16 protein-coding genes and 1 pseudogene are annotated in these 16,229 nt (G+C 73.8%); 9 read left to right on the top strand and 8 right to left on the bottom strand.

What is annotated here, in order from left to right; translation table 11 throughout:
• The first annotated feature begins 111 nt into the window (after positions 1-111).
• The 3 genes from ACFVU9_RS39380 to ACFVU9_RS39370 all read left to right on the top strand — a co-directional run bounded on the left by ACFVU9_RS39380 (position 112) and on the right by ACFVU9_RS39370 (position 2,739).
• On the top strand, positions 112-516 hold the full coding sequence (locus ACFVU9_RS39380; protein ID WP_380443495.1) for a (2Fe-2S) ferredoxin domain-containing protein: 405 nt from the start codon (positions 112-114) through the stop codon (positions 514-516).
• Positions 517-631: 115 nt separating this feature from the next.
• On the top strand, positions 632-886 hold the full coding sequence (locus tag ACFVU9_RS39375; RefSeq protein ID WP_380443493.1) for a hypothetical protein: 255 nt from the start codon (positions 632-634) through the stop codon (positions 884-886).
• Between the two features lie 185 nt (positions 887-1,071).
• A complete protein-coding gene (locus ACFVU9_RS39370; RefSeq protein ID WP_387601934.1) occupies positions 1,072-2,739 on the top strand; it encodes a fibronectin type III domain-containing protein in 1,668 nt (555 codons plus the stop codon).
• 58 nt (positions 2,740-2,797) lie between these two features.
• On the opposite strand, the gene ACFVU9_RS39365 is transcribed toward ACFVU9_RS39370, so the two are convergent.
• Together ACFVU9_RS39365 and ACFVU9_RS39360 are read right to left on the bottom strand one after the other, a co-directional pair.
• Entirely contained in the window at positions 2,798-3,130 is a 333-nt protein-coding gene (locus tag ACFVU9_RS39365) for a YnfA family protein (protein WP_380498282.1), read from the bottom strand.
• Between the two features lie 41 nt (positions 3,131-3,171).
• Positions 3,172-4,386 carry a pyridoxal phosphate-dependent aminotransferase gene (locus tag ACFVU9_RS39360; RefSeq protein ID WP_380443487.1) on the bottom strand — a complete coding sequence of 405 codons (1,215 nt, stop codon included), beginning with the start codon at positions 4,384-4,386 and terminating at the stop codon, positions 3,172-3,174.
• Between the two features lie 103 nt (positions 4,387-4,489).
• Between ACFVU9_RS39360 and ACFVU9_RS39355 the strand changes: the two are divergent.
• A pseudogene (locus ACFVU9_RS39355) lies at positions 4,490-4,840 on the top strand (winged helix-turn-helix transcriptional regulator); the annotation flags it as partial.
• Positions 4,841-5,001: 161 nt separating this feature from the next.
• Positions 5,002-5,790, top strand: a complete 789-nt coding sequence (locus ACFVU9_RS39350) for an SGNH/GDSL hydrolase family protein (RefSeq protein WP_387601929.1) — start codon at positions 5,002-5,004, stop codon at positions 5,788-5,790.
• A gap of 19 nt (positions 5,791-5,809) precedes the next feature.
• Here ACFVU9_RS39350 and ACFVU9_RS39345 read toward each other — a convergent pair whose 3' ends face one another.
• Positions 5,810-6,487, bottom strand: coding sequence for a GNAT family N-acetyltransferase (locus tag ACFVU9_RS39345; RefSeq protein WP_387601926.1), 678 nt, complete (start codon positions 6,485-6,487; stop codon positions 5,810-5,812).
• A 219-nt stretch (positions 6,488-6,706) separates the two neighbouring features.
• Between ACFVU9_RS39345 and ACFVU9_RS39340 the strand changes: the two genes are divergently transcribed.
• Positions 6,707-7,633 (top strand): pentapeptide repeat-containing protein, encoded by a 927-nt coding sequence (locus tag ACFVU9_RS39340; protein WP_387601923.1) that lies wholly within the window; start codon positions 6,707-6,709, stop codon positions 7,631-7,633.
• On the opposite strand, the gene ACFVU9_RS39335 is transcribed toward ACFVU9_RS39340, so the two are convergent.
• Entirely contained in the window at positions 7,630-8,139 is a 510-nt protein-coding gene (locus ACFVU9_RS39335; protein WP_380443480.1) for a DUF4240 domain-containing protein, read from the bottom strand. The genes ACFVU9_RS39340 and ACFVU9_RS39335 overlap by 4 nt on opposite strands.
• A gap of 142 nt (positions 8,140-8,281) precedes the next feature.
• On the opposite strand from ACFVU9_RS39335, the gene ACFVU9_RS39330 reads away from it, so the two are divergent.
• Positions 8,282-10,336 carry a HelD family protein gene (locus tag ACFVU9_RS39330; RefSeq protein ID WP_387601920.1) on the top strand — a complete coding sequence of 685 codons (2,055 nt, stop codon included), beginning with the start codon at positions 8,282-8,284 and terminating at the stop codon, positions 10,334-10,336.
• Here ACFVU9_RS39330 and ACFVU9_RS39325 read toward each other — a convergent pair.
• From ACFVU9_RS39325 to ACFVU9_RS39315, 3 genes are all read right to left on the bottom strand, one after another.
• Positions 10,333-10,989 carry a TetR family transcriptional regulator gene (locus ACFVU9_RS39325; protein WP_387601917.1) on the bottom strand — a complete coding sequence of 219 codons (657 nt, stop codon included), beginning with the start codon at positions 10,987-10,989 and terminating at the stop codon, positions 10,333-10,335. The two genes, ACFVU9_RS39330 and ACFVU9_RS39325, sit on opposite strands and share 4 nt — an antisense overlap.
• Positions 10,986-11,294, bottom strand: coding sequence for a hypothetical protein (locus ACFVU9_RS39320; protein ID WP_387601914.1), 309 nt, complete (start codon positions 11,292-11,294; stop codon positions 10,986-10,988). Before ACFVU9_RS39320 ends, ACFVU9_RS39325 begins: the two co-directional genes overlap by 4 nt.
• Before the next feature lie 134 nt (positions 11,295-11,428).
• Entirely contained in the window at positions 11,429-12,328 is a 900-nt protein-coding gene (locus tag ACFVU9_RS39315; protein WP_380443472.1) for an aminoglycoside phosphotransferase family protein, read from the bottom strand.
• Positions 12,329-12,421: 93 nt separating this feature from the next.
• On the opposite strand from ACFVU9_RS39315, the gene ACFVU9_RS39310 reads away from it, so the two are divergent.
• A complete protein-coding gene (locus ACFVU9_RS39310) occupies positions 12,422-13,057 on the top strand; it encodes a hypothetical protein (protein ID WP_380443470.1) in 636 nt (211 codons plus the stop codon).
• A gap of 16 nt (positions 13,058-13,073) precedes the next feature.
• Here the strand turns inward: ACFVU9_RS39310 and ACFVU9_RS39305 are convergent, their stop codons facing one another.
• The gene (locus ACFVU9_RS39305) at positions 13,074-13,481 is read right to left on the bottom strand and encodes a PPOX class F420-dependent oxidoreductase (RefSeq protein ID WP_380443469.1); all 408 of its coding nucleotides are present in this window, start codon (positions 13,479-13,481) and stop codon (positions 13,074-13,076) included.
• Between the two features lie 167 nt (positions 13,482-13,648).
• On the opposite strand from ACFVU9_RS39305, the gene ACFVU9_RS39300 reads away from it, so the two are divergent.
• Positions 13,649-16,147 carry a Tex family protein gene (locus ACFVU9_RS39300; protein WP_387601909.1) on the top strand — a complete coding sequence of 833 codons (2,499 nt, stop codon included), beginning with the start codon at positions 13,649-13,651 and terminating at the stop codon, positions 16,145-16,147.
• Positions 16,148-16,229: the final 82 nt, after the last annotated feature.

Genomic DNA, 16,229 nt, shown 5'->3' with positions numbered 1-16,229 from the left:
GGGGCATCCTACGGACCGCCCGCGGGCGGACGGCACCCGCCGGTGGGCCGGAACCGTGCGGGTACGCTGCGGAGGCCGAACGGGCCGCCGACCAGAGGAGAAGCCGAACCCATGAGCCGCCGAGACCGCGACCGCCCGCGTGCCGCCGCCTCCCCGGTGACCGTCACGGTCTGCCGCGGGTGCTGCTGCGGCACCGAGCAGAAGCACCCGGGTGTGGACCACGCCGGGCAGTACGAGCGGCTGCGGACGGCGGTCGGGTCGGCGGGCCGGGTGCGGGCGGTCAAGTGCCTGGACGCGTGCACGCATTCGAACGTGGTCGTGGTGGGCCCGTCCGGCGAGGGGCGGGCGGCCGGGGGCCGGCCGGTCTGGCTGGGCTGGGTGCTGGCCGACGACATGATCGACGAGATCGCCGCGTGGGTGCACGCGGGCGGCCCCGGCCTGGCCGATCCGCCGGGCCTGCTCGACCTGCAGGAGGTCGCGGTCTCGCGCCGGATCCGCGAGGGCCTGCCGGAGTGAGGCCCCCGTCGTGACGGGGTCGCCCCGGTCATGCGTTCACAAGTCTCACGCGGGGTCAACTGGCCCGACTAGCATGACCGGTGGCTCCGAGCGGATCCGCCCAGGGAGGAAGACGATGACCACGGTCTGCCGCATCTGCGCGGGCACCGGCCGCACCGCCGGCCTCAACTGCCGCACCTGCCAGGGCACCGGGACGACGGAGGTCGGCGGCGGGGGCGGCAACTGCTTCCTGTGCGACGGCACCGGGGTGTACGTCCGCTACCGGGTGGACGCGACCGGCGCCAAGCACGCCTACCGCGACGAGATCTGCCGCACCTGCGACGGCACGGGCAACCGCGCCACCACGAGCTGGGACGAGCCGTCCGGCTGAGGCCTGACTTCCGACGGCCGGTCATGTCCGCCACCACGGGGAGGCCATGATCCGGTGTCGGAATGGTCGTGGACATGATCTTTACCTGGACTTGACCGGGTATTGGCGTCCGAGTGGTGTTCGCGCACCTGTCCGTTCACCGCGCGTCCGTGCACGGGCCACGCGCCGCTGGAAGAGTCCCGCGCATGGATATCCCTCACATGGGCGTACCGGCCAAGCTCGCCGACCGCATGAGCATGGCCGAGCAGCACGAGTACCTGCGGGCCCGCTTCTCCCGTCGCCGGATGCTCCGCGCCGGTGCCGTCACGGTCGGTGCGGTCGCGGTGGGCGGTGCCCTGGGCAGCGGCACCGCCTTCGCGGCGCCGGCCACCCCGCAGCTGCTGACGGGCGGCACGGCGGACGGGATCGACGGTGCGGTGGTCGCGCCGACCGGCCGTCACCTCCAGTTCGGCGCCGAGCCGGACACCCAGTTCCGCATCTCGTGGCAGGTGCCGGTGCCGGTCAAGAAGCCGTTCCTGCGCTTCGGCAAGCACCCGTGGGACCTCGGCCACAAGGTCGAGGCCGAGGTCCGCGCCCTGCACACCCCGGCGCTGACCCCGACCGGCCAGCCGGTGGACCAGTACTACCTGCACGTGGCGCTGGAGGACCTGGAGCCGGACACCACGTACTACTACGGTGTCGGCCACCAGGGCTTCGACCCGGCCTCGCAGCAGCAGATCTCCACGCTGCACACCTTCCGCACCGCGCCCTCCCGCGACCACCGCTGGGGCAGGGTGTACGAGCCGTTCACCTTCACCGCGTTCGGCGACCAGGGCGTCAGCGCGCACGCGGCGGGCAACGACAACATCATCAAGGCCCAGAAGCCGGCCTTCCACCTGCACGCCGGCGACATCTGCTACGCCGACCCGGCCGGCTCCGGCACCGACCCGGACAAGGCCGTCTACAACGCGAAGACCTGGGACGCCTTCCTGGTCCAGACCGAGACGGTCGCCGCCGACATCCCGTGGATGGTCGCCTACGGCAACCACGACATCGAGGCCTGGTACTCGCCCAACGGCTACGGCGGCGAGAACACCCGCTTCTTCCTGCCGGACAACGGGCCGGACCCGCGCAACGTCCCCGGCGTCTACACCTTCCGCTACAAGAACGTCGGCGTCATCTCCCTGGACGCCAACGACGTCTCCTACGAGATCCCGGCCAACCTCGGCCTCTCCGCGGGCAAGCAGACCCGGTGGCTGGAGCGCACCCTCAAGGACCTGCGCGGCGACGAGACCGTCGACTTCATCGTGGTCTTCTTCCACTACTGCGCCTTCTCCACCACGGTCGCGCACGCCTCCGAGGGCGGCGTCCGCGAGGCCTGGGTGCCGCTGTTCGAGAAGTACCGGGTGGACCTGGTCATCAACGGCCACAACCACATCTACGAGCGCACCGACGCCATCCTGGGCAACAAGGTCTCCAAGCAGGTGCCGAGCGGCGCCACCATCGAGCCCGAGAAGGACGGCGTGGTCTACGTGACCGCCGGTGCCGCCGGGCGCAGCCTGTACAACTTCGCGACCCCGGACACCTACGAGGGCCACGAGAACCACCAGGACGAGGTCCAGAGCTACTACTGGAGCAAGGGGCGGGTGAAGACCCCCGAGACCATCCAGTGGTCGCGGGTGCGCTACACCGGCTACTCCTTCATCAAGGTCGACGTGACCCCGGCCCAGCTGGGCCAGAAGTCGGTCATGAAGGTCACCGCGCTGGCCGAGAACGGCACGCAGATCGACAACTACACGATCCTGCGCAAGGTCGGCGAGGGCTGGGACTCCGGCCGCGACGACGACGGCGAGGGCGGCGGCTGGGGCTGGTAGTCCCGAGCGGTCGTGACGGTACCCCGGTGTCGAGGACCGACGCCGGGGCACCGGTGCGTCAGCGCCGGGGCCCGTACATGATCACGCCGACCCCGGCGAGGCAGACCAGAGCGCCGATCACGTCGTAGCGGGTCGGCCGGAAGCCGTCCACGGCCACGCCCCACAGCAGGGAGCCGGCCACGAACACCCCGCCGTACGCGGCCAGGACGCGGCCGAAGGTGCCGTCCGGCTGGAGCGCGGCGACGAACCCGTACGCGCCGAGCGCCACGACGCCCACGCCGGCCAGCCACCACGGCCGTTGCTCCCGGACGCTCTGCCACACGAGCCAGCAGCCGCCGATCTCGGCGAGCGCGGCGAGGGCGAACAGGGCGACGGAGCGCAGGACGGTCATGACGTGCCAGGGTATGCGTTCCGACGTGCCGGGGTGTGCGCTCAGACCTGCCGGTACGTCGCCAGGAAGCGCCCGATGCGGTTGATCGCCGTCTCCAGGTCGTCGGCCCGGGGGAGGGTGACGAAGCGGAAGTGGTCCGGGCGGGGCCAGTTGAAGCCGGTGCCCTGGACGACGTGGATCTTCTCGCGGAGCAGCAGGTCCAGCACGAACTGCTCGTCGTCGACGATCTTGTGCACCGCCGGGTCCAGCCGGGCGAACGCGTACAGCGCGCCCTTGGGCTTGACGCAGCTGACGCCCGGGATCTCGTTGAGCGCCTTGAACGCGACGTCCCGCTGCTCGGTGAGCCGGCCGCCGGGCAGCACGAGGTCGTTGATGGACTGGTGGCCGCCGAGCGCGGCCTGGACGGCGAACTGCGCGGGCACGTTGGGGCACAGCCGCATGCCGGAGAGCATCGTCAGGCCCTCCAGGTAGTCCGTGGCGTGCTGCTTGGGCCCGGAGACGACCAGCCAGCCGCTGCGGAAGCCGGCCACCCGGTAGGCCTTGGACAGGCCGTTGAACGTCAGGGTGAGGACGTCGTCGGCGAGCGCGGCCAGGCAGTGGTGCTCGGTGTCGTCGTAGAGGATCTTGTCGTAGATCTCGTCGGCCAGGACCATCAGCTGGTGGCGCCGGGCGAGGTCGAGGATGCCCTCCAGGAGCTCCTTCGGGTACACCGCGCCGGTCGGGTTGTTGGGGTTGATGACCACGATCGCCTTGGTGCGGGCGGTGATCTTGGCGGCGATGTCCTCCAGGCTCGGGTACCAGTCGGCCCCCTCGTCGCACAGGTAGTGGACGGCCTTGCCGCCGGCCAGCCGCACCACGGCCGTCCACAGCGGGTAGTCCGGCATCGGGACGAGCACCTCGTCGCCGTCGTCGACGAGCGCCGTGACGGCCATCTGGATCAGCTCGGAGACGCCGTTGCCGAGGTAGACGTCGTTGACGTCGACGCCCTGCACCCCGCGCTGCTGGTAGTACTGCACCACCGCGCGGCGGGCGGGCAGGATGCCGCGCGAGTCGCTGTACCCGTGCGCCTTCGGGAGGTTGCGGATGATGTCCTGGATGATCTCCTCGGGCGCCTCGAAGCCGAACGGCGCCGGGTTGCCGGTGTTCAGCCGCAGGACGCTGTGCCCGGCTTCTTCCAGCGCGTTGGCCTGGTCGACCACCGGGCCGCGGATCTCGTAGCACACGTCATTCAGCTTGCTGGACTGCCGAAACTCCACTGCGGCCTCCCGACCGTTACGGTCACACCCCGTTCGCGCTCTGCAGCTTTGTTCTACCAAGTAAGCACTTGGAAAGTCCAACCTTTTGGCTATGCTGATCCACATGTCACGCCGAAGCTACGACCAGTACTGCGCCGTCGCCCGCGCCCTGGACGCGGTGGGGGAGCGCTGGAGTCTCCTGATCGTCCGTGAACTCCTCCGCGGCCCGCGTCGCTACACCGACCTGCACGCCGACCTGCCCGGCGTCTCCACCGACATCCTCGCCGCCCGGCTCAAGCAGCTGGAGGGCGAGGGCCTCGTGCTGCGCCGCCGGCTCGAACCGCCCGCCAGCGCCACGGTCTACGAGCTCACCGGGCGCGGCCGCGAACTGCGCCGCGTCATCGAGGCGTTGGGCGAGTGGGGCCTGCCGGCCCTCGGCGAGCAGCGGCCGACGGACGCGGTGCGGGAGCACTGGGTCACGGGGGCGCCGGAGGCCGTCGACGTGGTCGCGGCCGCCACCGGCTGACGGGGGGCGGTGGACGGCGCCGGCTGACGGGGGGTGGCGGACGGCGCCGCTCCGGTCCATGCGTACGATCGTCGGACCACGGAGCAGTCGGAGGAGAGCGGAGAGCGCCCGTGCCCACCACGTACCGCAGTTACGTCGCCGTCGGGGACTCCTTCACCGAAGGCATGTGCGACGACCTCATGCCCGACGGCCACTACCGCGGCTGGGCCGACCGGGTCGCCGCCGCGCTCGCGGACGAACCGGCCGAAGCGCCCGGCGCCGACGCCTTCCGCTACGCCAACCTCGCCGTCCGCGGCAAGCTCATCGGCCAGATCCACGACGAACAGCTCGCCGTCGCGGCCGGGATGGGCGCCGACCTCGTCACCCTCGCCGGCGGCCTCAACGACGTGCTGCGCCCCGGCTGCGACATCGCCGAGGTCGAGCGGCTGCTCGGCCGCTGCGCCGCCGGCCTGCGGGCCGGCGGGGCCACCCGCGTGAAGTTAACCACCCCCCCCCCCACCCCCACGATGGCCGGCGGCGCCCGGCTGCTGCCCGCGATCCTGCGGATGAAGGCCTTCGTGCACGAGCTCGGCCAGGACGACGGCATCGCCGTGGTCGACCTCTTCTCCGCACCCTGCTTCGACGACCGCCGGCTCTGGGCCGAGGACCGCCTGCACCTCTCGCCCGAGGGGCACCGCCGGGTGGCCGCCGCCGTCCTGGAGGCGCTCGGCCGCCCCGCCGGCTTCGACTGGCGCGCCCCGCTGCCGCCCGCCGCCCCGCGCGGCCGTGCCGAGAAGCTCGGCGCCGACGCCCGCTGGATCGGCTCCCACCTCGGCCCGTGGATCGGCCGCCGCCTCACCGGCCGCTCCTCCGGCGACGGCCGCCCGCCGAAGCGGCCGGAGCTGCTGCCCTACCGCTGACCGCTGCCCTACTGCCGGCCTACCGCTGAGCGCCGCGCTCCCGTGCCTCCGGCTCCAGGACGAGGCTCGCCATCGGGGAGTGGACCGTCCAGCCGAGCGCCGAGTACAGCGCGCGGCCGTCGGTGGTGCCGACCAGGACGGCCTGTTCGGCACCGGCCTCGCGGGCGGCGTGCTGGAGCGTGCCCATCACGATGCTGCCGAGGCCCCGGCGGCGGTGGTCGGGGGACGTGACGATCTGGTCCGGCACGGCGACCGGGCCCGCCAGGCCCGCCTGCCCCCGGGCGGCGAGGTGGCCGGTCGAGGTGCGGACCAGCGTGCGGACGACGCCGCCGCGGATCCACGTGGTGACGGTGTAGCCGGCCGGCGGCGCGGGGCCCCCCGCGCCGCCGAGCGGCAAGCTGAACAAGAAGCCCCGCACGGGCCGCCCCCGGTCCGGGCCCACCCAGGGGGGGTACGGGGAGGGGGGAGCGAACAGCTTGAGCCAGGTGCCCGGGGCCGTCGTCGCCCCGGCGATCTCGCGGACGTCGTCCTCGGCGGGGTGCGGCAGCACGCGCCGTGCGACCTCGCCGGTCGGGGCCCCGACGTCGATGCTCCAGCCCCACGGCGCGGGGGCGGGTTCGGCGGCGCCCCGGGAGACGACCCAGCCGGAGATCCAGCGGCGGACGAGTTCCGTGGTGTCCGGGTCCTGGTTCCGCATCGGTGTACCCCCGTTGGTAATAGGTGAATATGTGATGCATACCTTACATCTGGGGGAGGGGCGAGGCCAGGGGCGCAGTAGGCTTGGCGGGTTCGACGCACCGGAACGATTCGGTGCGCCCAGGCCGGAAGGACGACGACACGTGGGCGAGCGCAGCGAGCGAACCATTGAGAGGTGCGTGTTGCGCGAAGCGGCTGCCGAGCGCAGCGAGGTGGGCGCATGAGCGAGCTCAGTGAGGTGGGCGGCAACGGCGGATCGCTGCCGGTCGAACTCCGGTCCGACTGCACCAGCTGCTTCGGGCTCTGCTGCGTCGCCCTCCCGTTCGCCGCGGGCGCCGACTTCGCGGTCGACAAGGCCGCCGGCACCCCGTGCCGCAACCTCCAGACCGACTTCACCTGCGGGATCCACGCGCGCCTGCGCGACACCGGCTTCCAGGGCTGCACCGTCTACGACTGCTTCGGCGCCGGCCAGCGCGTCTCGCAGGTCACGTACGGCGGGCGCAGCTGGCGGGAGGAGCCGGCGAGCGCGCGGGAGATGTTCGACGTCTTCCCGGTCGTGCGGCAGCTGCACGAGCTCATGGCGTACCTCGGCGAGGCGCTCGGCTTCGACGCCGCCCGCGCCGTCCACCCCGAGCTGCGGGAGGCCCTGGAGGCCACCGACCGGCTCGCCGGCGGCACTCCGCAGGAGGTCCTCGCCGTCGACGCGAACGCGCACCGGCAGCGCGTCAGCGAACTGCTGCTGCGGGCGAGCGAGCACGTCCGCGCCGCCGTCCCGCGCCGCCGCGAGCACCGCGGCGCCGACCTCTTCGGCGCCCGGCTGCGCGGCGCCGACCTGCGCGGCGCGAACCTCCGCGGGGCGCTGCTAGTCGCCGCCGACCTGGGCGGGGCCGACCTGCGGCTCGCCGACCTGATCGGCGCCGACCTGCGCGACGCCAACCTGGCGGGCGCCGACCTCACCGAGGCCCTCTTCCTCACCCAGGCCCAGCTCAACGCCGCCCGCGGCGACGCGACCACCCGCCTCCCCGCCGGCCTGACCCGCCCGGCCCACTGGCCCGACACGGCCCCGGCGGAGGCCGCCCGGCAGGGTGCCCCGCGCAAGCCGCGCAGCGGCGGCCGGGCCGGTGGCGGCCGCCCGCGTCGGCGCTAGCTTCGGAGGTCCGGCCAGCCCTCGGCGTTGGAGCACGACTCGTAGTCGTAGCGGGTCAGGAAGTCCCACTCCTCGCCGGTGGCCGCCTCGTACGCCTCCTCGTGGACGTACAGCAGCTCCTCCGCCTGGAGCGCGGTGTACGGCGCGAACCGCTCGGGGTGGCCGAAGACTCCTTCGTAGACCTCCCGTCCGGCCGTCACCACGGCGGCGCGGGTGTAGAGGAAGTGGTCGTCGGTCTGCCAGTCGTGCGGCGCCTCGGCGTCCTGGACCGGCAGCCGTCCGAACTCCGCGCGGTCCAAGCGGTACAGCGCCTCGGCCAGCCGCTCCCCGAAGCCGGTGATTTCCTCGACCGGCCCGAGCGCGAGCCGCTGCGCAAGGCCCTCGCACGCCTCCTCCAGGTGGTCGCACCTCTCCAGGACGGCCGGCCCGCCCAGCGTGCCGACCAGCTCCCAGAACCGGTCCCAGGTCATGACCGGCAGTTCGTCGTGCGCGTTCTCGTTCCGCATGCGACCCACCTTGTCGCATGCCACTGACACGCGATTCCCCCATAGTGCAACCGGGGCATGATTCTTACCCGAGTAGATTCTTTACCGAGTTCAGTTATGCTGGTGGTCCAGTGTGCGGGAACGACGGTCGGGAGGTCGCGGCATGGTGGCGGGAATCGACGGCGAGCTGGCGCGGGAGCGGGCCCACGTCGCCCGGTGCCGGGAGGCGCTCGCGCGGCAGGTGGACGACGCCGGGTATCAGGTGATCGCGGGCGAGGATGTGTCCGGCGACGGCGCGAGCGCCGAAGCGCTCGGCCGCTACCTGCGCACCCGGGCCCGGCGGATGGCGGACCTGCCGGACAGCCCGGCGTTCTTCGGCCGGCTGGAGTTCGGCGACGTCCCCGAGGCCGGTGAGCACCGACGGCAGCGCTACTACGTGGGCCGCCGCCGGATCTCCGAGGACCCGACCGTGCCGCCGCTGGTGGTCGACTGGCGGGCCCCGGTCTCCCGGGTCTTCTACCAGGCCGGCCCGCACGACCCGCTCGGCCTGGCCGGGCGCCGCCGGTTCGGCTGGGCGCCGACGAGCCCCGGGGCGCCGGAGGACCTGACCGGCCTGGAGGACGAGCGGCTCGGCGGGCCGCCCGCCGATGCCCCAGGCGGCATCCTGGCCGCGGAGATCGAGCGCCCCCGGACCGGGCCGATGCGGGACATCGTCGCAACCATCCAGCCCGAGCAGGACGCACTGGTGCGCGGCGGGCTGGCCGAGTCGGTGTGCGTGCAGGGTGCCCCCGGCAGCGGCAAGACCGCCGTCGGCCTGCACCGCGCCGCGTACCTGCTCTACACCCACCCGCAGCGCATCCGGCGCTCGGGCCTGCTGGTGATCGGGCCCAACCGGGCGTTCCTGCGCTACATCGCCGAAGTCCTGCCCGCGCTCGGCGAGATCGACGTCGCCCAGTGCACCGCGGAGGACCTGGTCGCCACCCACCCGGTGCGCGGCGAGGACGACACGCGCGCCGCGGCCGTCAAGCAGGACGCCCGGATGGCCGCCGTCCTGGAGCGCGCCCTGTACGCCAGGGTCCGGGCGGCGGGCGCCGAGCCGGTGGTCGTCACGGAGGGCTCGTACCGCTGGCTGATCCCGGGGGAGGCGCTGGAATCGATGGTCGCGGAGGTGCGCGGGCAGGGCGTGCCGTACGCGATCGGGCGTGGGCACCTGCGCACCCGGGTGGTGGCGGCGCTGCGGGACCGGGCCGAGCGGCGCACCGGCGTCCGCAGCGGGACGTGGGAGGCGCGGATCGGGCGCTGCCGTCCGGTGAAGGAGTTCCTGGACGCGGTGTGGCCGGCCGTCCGCCCGGAGCTCGTGGTGGCCGAACTGCTCGGCGATCCCGTGGTGTTGGCGGCGGCCGCGGCCGGCCTGCTGGACGCGGACGAGCAGGCGGCGATCCGGTGGCGGCGCCCGCCGCGTTCGGAGCGGAGCGCGGCCTGGTCGGCGCAGGACCTGTTCCTGCTGGACGAGGTCGCGGGCCTGATCGAGCGGCCGGACGGGTTCGGGCACGTCGTCGTCGACGAGGCGCAGGACCTCTCGCCCATGCAGTGCAGGGCGATCGCCCGGCGCAGCGGCTTCGGCTCGCTCACCGTGCTCGGCGACCTCGCGCAGTCCACCACGCCCGGGGCGGCGCGGAGTTGGCCCGAGCAGCTGGCCCACCTCGGCAAGCCGCGGGCGGCGGTGGTGCCGCTGACGACGGGATTCCGCGTCCCGGCGGCGGTGATGGAACTCGCCAACCGGGTGCTGGGTGCGCTCGGCGTGGACGTGCCGCCGGCGGTTTCGCTGCGGGCGGGTGGAGAAGTGACGGTCCGTCACGTGGGGGACGTGGAAGAGGAAGTGGCCGACATCGTCCGCGAGGCGCTCGGTCGCGAGGGCTCGGTGGCCGTGATCGCGGCGGATGCCGCAGTGGCACGGACGGCGGAGGCGCTGGCGGCGGCCGGGCTGCCGGCGGCGACCGCGGACGGGGTCGGCGGGGCGGCCCGGCTCACCGTACTGCCCGCCTCGCTGGCCAAGGGACTCGAGTACGACCACGTGATCGTCCTGGAGCCCGCCGCGATCGTCGACGCCGAACCGCGTGGCCTGCACCGCCTCTACGTGGCGCTCACCCGGGCCGTCTCCCGCCTCGACGTGCTGCACGCCCGCCCGCTGCCGGAGGCCATGCGGGCGGGCGGTTAGCGGATCGGGCGCCCGGGGCCGGCAGCCCGGGCCCAGCCGTGCTCCAGGAGTTCGAAGGCGCGGTCGGCGTCGCCGACGGCCTCGAAGTGGAGCTCGTCGGCGCTCTGGCCGTCCTCGGCGATGCGGTGGTGGTTGTGCTCGGCGAGGACGCGCCGGGTCGCGGTGAGCTGGGCGGCCAGGAGCCGCGCCGAGAGCACGCGGGGCGGGGTGGCGTCCGAGTCCTCGCGCAGGGCCTCGGCCAGGGACTCCTCGGCCCGCGCGAGGTACTGGGCGCCGCGGGCCACCAGGCCCGGGGTCGAGCGGACGAGCCGGTTGAACGCCAGCACGGCGGGGTGGTCGTTGAGTCCGGTGATCGGGTCGCGCCGGTCAAGCCCGGCCACGAAGTCCCGGTGCAGCGCACCGATCGCCGTCTCGCCCGGAGCCCGGCCGCGGACCACGTCGGCGGCCTGGTCCTGGTGGTCGGCGAAGCGGTGGACGACCAGGTCCTCCTTGGACGGGAAGTAGCTGAACAGCGTCGGCTTCGACACCTCGGCCGCCGCGGCCACGTCGGCCACCGACACCCGGTCGAACCCGTGCTCCAGGAACAGTGCGATCGCCGCCTCCGAGATCGCCCGCCGCGTCCGTTCCTTCTTCAGCTCCCGCAGTCCGCTCATGCGCCCACCTCGCTGCGCTCGGCGGTCGCTTCGCGGAACACGCACCTCTTGACTGTTCGCTCGCATCGCTCGCTCATGCCAACCAGGCTAGCAGCCAAGCTTGACCGGGGAAGGTTTCTGACCCGGTCTGGAGTGTCAGGAGCTCTGGGACTCCAGGATCCGGCGCACGGACTCGCCTTCCACCACTGGCGCCGGGTCTCGATCCGCCGGGCGCCGGCGATGTTGTGCAGGGGGTAGGCGTCCGCGTCCACCCACGGCACGGGCTTGCTGACTCTGACCTGGATGACGTCCTTGAACAGCGCCACGGTGCGCTCCCCCCTATGGCAGGCAGGCGCCAACTCCGCTTTCCGTAAAGCGGGTTGGCGGCAGCACGCCATAGCAACGGCGTCCTGTGCGGGCAGTAGGAGCGACAGAACCGCTACCGCGTGGAGGGGCCGGATCAGGCGGTGCGGTCGGCGAGGACCTCGCGAACGACGTGGCGGGCGGCGGCGGTCAGGGTGGGGTTGGTGTGCCGGTAGTACGGGATCGCGATGAGGGCGATGGACAGGGCCCAGGCGCGGGCGCGGGCCCACATGGCGTCGTCGGCGCCGAGGGCGGTGCGGAAGGTGCCGCGGGCCTGGGCGGGCAGGACGGTCCACGCGGCGATGACGTCGACGGTGGGGTCGCCGACGCCCATCAGGCCGAAGTCGATGACCGCGCCGAGCCCTCCGGTGGGGGCGAGCAGGAGGTTGCCGGGGGAGAGGTCGCCGTGCATCCAGGTGGCCGGGCCGGTGTGGTCGGGCAGGCGCAGGGCCTTGTCCCACAGGGCCGTCGCGCTCGCGGTGTCGATCGTGCCGGTGAGCCGGGCGAGCGCCGCGCGGGTCGCGCCGTCACGGGCGGCGAGCGGGACCCCGCGGGCCGCGGGCGGTCCGCCGGCCGGGTCGGCGGATCTCAGGCCGGTGATGAACGCGGCCAGGTCGCGGGCGAGTCGGAGCGGTGCGGCGAGGGCGCCGACGGCCGGGTTCACGCCGTCGAGCCAGCGGACCACCGACCACTCCCACGGGTAGCCGGCGGCGGGCCGGCCGAGGGCTACCGGCGCGGGGATCGGCTGCGGCAGGTGCGGGGCGAGCCGCGGCAGCCAGTACTGTTCGCGGCCGACGCCGTCCGCGGCCCAGCCGACCCGGGGGAGGCGGACGGCGAGGTCCGGGCCGAGCCGGAACATCGCGTTGTCCGTCCCGGCGGAGACGACCGGGCGGATGGGCAGGCCGGCCCACTGCGGGAACTGGGCGGAGAGCAGCCGCCGCACCAGGGCTGTGGTGATGTCCGGTTCGTCGGGGTGCATCCTGACGGCAGCGCACATGCCCGGCAGCGTACAGCGCGGCCCGTGCGGCCAGCAGCCGGATCATCGAACTGCTGTGACAAATTCGGATCATCAGATCACTACGCTGGCGCGATGATCACCACACGGGGGCAGGCGGACGGCCGGCCCGCCCGGCCTACGGGCAGACGCAGCATCGAGTGGACGGCTTTCGAGCGCTGGGCGTTCCGGGCCGCGTTCGCCGTCCTGGCCGTCCTGCTGCTCCTGGGCGTGACCGGGCACTACAACAGCCGCTCGGGCGGCTACCTCGTGCTGCAGCAGTGGTTCGACCGGCCGTTGCTGCTCTGGACCCTGGCGATCCCGGCCCTGTTCGTCGCGGTGCTCAACGTTCCTTGGTGGATGTGGCTCCGGATCCTGCTCACCACCGCCGTCACACTGCTGGCGGCCGGGACGATGATGCTCTGGCTCTTCCTCGCGACCTCCACGGTCGTGAAGGGCACCCAGGAGGCGCCGGGCCGCACCGACCGGAAGATCGTGCAGGAGGAGACGGGCTGGGCGCTCGACTCCACCACGGCGTACTACGTCGACGAGGGGACCGGGCTGACCACCCGCCGGTGGCTGGTCCTCGCCCAGGGCCCCCACGACCCGTACGACCGCGCCGTCCGCTGGTCGGGCCCGGACCGGATCCAGGTCGACACCGACACCGGGACCGTCACGATCGACCTCGCCGCCGACGGCCGGCCGAGCCGGGAGCTCCACCTCGACGGCTGACGTGCGCCGGCCGGCCTCAGCCGAGCGTCACCCGCACCCCGACCGTGCCGCCCCGGCCGAACCGGACCACGTTGGCCGCCAGCGCGACCGCGCACAGCGGGCCGTACTTGCGGCGCAGCAGCTTCCGGTACGCGGGCGCCCGGGCGGCGTCGAGCACGGCGGTGGCCGGGACCTGCTCGCCGAGCAGGGTGCCGCGGATGTCGCACGGCCCGACCAGGACGTCGGTGCGCCGGCGCAGCCGCTTGACCTTGCCGGTGCGGGTGACGGTGGTGAAGACGAGCGCGTCGCCGTCCCGGGCGACCCACACCGGCGTCGGCACGCCGGTGCCGTCCCGCCGGAAGGTCGTGAACAGCAGGTACTTGGCGGAGGCGAGCCGGTCGAGCCGCGCGGCACGCCCCGCCTCCAGCGAAGGGGAGGTGTCCATGCCCGCCACCGTAGGGGCGCGCAACGGAGCACCGCTCAAGCCCGGTTGGAGCCGGGCGGCGCACCCGCCACGCCCGGCCGCCCCGGGTGCGGCCGGGAGCCGTCCGCGGCACCTGCCAGAATGCAGGGCGTACGGCGAACGCACTGAAGGAGAAGGTGACCGGCTTCGTGACCACGCCAGTCGATGAGCAGTCCCGGCGGGCCCAGCGGGCGATCGAGCGGAAGATCGCCGAGGAACTGGGCGTGCGCGACGGGCAGGTGACGGCCGCCGTCGACCTGCTCGACGGCGGCGCGACCGTCCCGTTCGTCGCCCGATACCGCAAGGAGGCCACCGGCTCCCTCGACGACGCGCAGCTGCGCACGCTGGAGGAGCGGCTGCGCTACCTGCGCGAACTGGAGGAGCGCCGCACCGCCGTCCTGGAGTCGATCGAGGCCCAGGGCAAGCTGGACGACGCGCTGCGCGCGCAGGTCCTCGCGGCCGACTCCAAGGCCCGCCTGGAGGACATCTACCTGCCGTTCAAGCCGAAGCGGCGCACCAAGGCGCAGATCGCCCGCGAGGCCGGCCTGGAGCCGCTCGCCGACACCCTGCTCGCCGACCCCTCCCAGGACCCGGCCGCGCTGGCCGCCGGCTACCTCAACGAGGCCGTGGCGGACGGGAGCGCGGCCCTGGAGGGCGCCCGCGCGATCCTGGTCGAGCGCTTCGGCGAGGACGCCGACCTGGTCGGCTCGCTGCGCGAGCGGATGTGGACCCGCGGCCGGCTGGTCGCCCGGGTGCGGGACGGCAAGGAGCAGGACGGCGCCAAGTTCGCCGACTACTTCGACTTCGCCGAGCCCTACACCAGGCTCCCCTCGCACCGCATCCTCGCGATGCTGCGCGGCGAGAAGGAGGAGGTGCTCGACCTCGAACTGTCCCCGCTGGACGGCGACGAGACCGGCGACACCAGGGGCGACCTGCCCGGCGCGGCCGACTACGAGCAGCGCATCGCCGCCCGCTTCGGCATCGCCGACCACGGCCGCCCGGCCGACAGGTGGCTCGGCGACACCGTCCGCTGGGCCTGGCGCACCCGCGTCCTGGTGCGGCTCGGCATCGACCTGCGGTCCCGGCTGCGCGCCGAGGCCGAGGAGGAGGCGGTGCGGGTGTTCGCGGCGAACCTCCGCGACCTCCTGCTCGCCGCCCCGGCCGGCACCCGCGCCACCATGGGCCTGGACCCGGGCTTCCGCACCGGCGTGAAGGTCGCCGTGGTGGACGCCACCGGCAAGGTCGTGGCGCACGACACGATCTACCCGCACCAGCCCGCCAACAAGTGGGACGCCTCGCTGGCCACCCTGGCGGCGCTGGCGAAGAAGCACGGCGTGGACCTGATCGCGATCGGCAACGGCACCGCCTCCCGCGAGACCGACAAGCTCGCCGAGGACCTGCTGGGGCGCCACCCCGAACTGGGGCTCACCAAGGCGATGGTGAGCGAGGCCGGCGCCTCGGTGTACTCGGCCTCCGCGTTCGCCTCGCAGGAGCTGCCCGAGCTGGACGTGTCCATCCGCGGCGCGGTCTCCATCGCCCGCCGCCTCCAGGACCCGCTCGCCGAACTCGTGAAGATCGACCCCAAGTCGATCGGCGTCGGCCAGTACCAGCACGACCTGAGCGAAGTGAAGCTCTCGCGCTCGCTGGACGCCGTCGTCGAGGACTGCGTGAACGCCGTCGGCGTGGACGTCAACACCGCCTCCGCGCCGCTGCTGACCCGCGTCTCCGGCATCACCGGCACGCTCGCCGACAACATCGTGGCCCACCGCGACGCCAACGGGCCGTTCCGCACCCGCAGGCAGCTCAAGGACGTCGCCCGGCTCGGCCCGAAGGCGTTCGAGCAGTGCGCGGGCTTCCTGCGCATCCCCGGCGGCGACGACCCGCTGGACGCCTCCAGCGTGCACCCCGAGGCCTACCCGGTGGTGCGCCGCATCCTCGCCGCGACCGGCGGCGAGCTGCGCGAGCTGATCGGCAACGGCGAGCGGCTGCGCGCGCTGCGCCCGGCGGACTTCGCCGACGACACCTTCGGCATCCCGACCGTCACCGACATCCTCGGCGAGCTGGACAAGCCGGGCCGCGACCCGCGCCCGGCGTTCCGCACCGCCGTCTTCAAGGAGGGCGTCGACAAGATCGGCGACCTGGAGGTCGGCATGGTGCTGGAGGGCGTGGTCACCAATGTCGCCGCGTTCGGCGCCTTCGTGGACGTGGGCGTCCACCAGGACGGCCTGGTGCACGTCTCCGCGCTGTCGAGGAACTTCGTGAAGGACCCGCGCGAGGTGGTCAAGCCGGGCGACATCGTGAAGGTCCGGGTCACTTCGGTGGACGTCCCGCGCAAGCGGATCGGACTGACGCTGCGGCTGGACGACGAGCCCGGCCGCGGCGGGGATCGGGGCGGGGATCGGGGCGGCGAGCGCGGCCGAGGCGGCGGCGACCGGCAGGCCCGCCCGCCGCGCCAGGACCGCCGCGGGGACGAGCGCCGCGACGACCGCCGCGGTCAGGACCGGCGCGGCCAGGGCGGCCAGGGCGGCTCCGGCGGCAGCACCCCGCCGGCGAACAGCGCCATGGCGGACGCGCTGCGCCGGGCGGGCCTGACCGGCGGCTCGGGCGGTCAGGGCGGGCGCGACGACCGCCGCTCCGGGCGGCGCTGAGCGGCACCCGGCCCCCGGCCCCCAGGGCCCGGAACGCAGTACGCAGTACGCAGAACACGGAACGGCCGGGGCCGGCGGGCAC

This window comes from Kitasatospora sp. NPDC057936, assembly GCF_042887525.1.
Lineage (GTDB): Bacteria > Actinomycetota > Actinomycetes > Streptomycetales > Streptomycetaceae > Kitasatospora.
The sequence above is the reverse complement of the archived record's forward strand: the minus strand, read 5'-3'. Positions and strand labels throughout refer to the sequence as shown.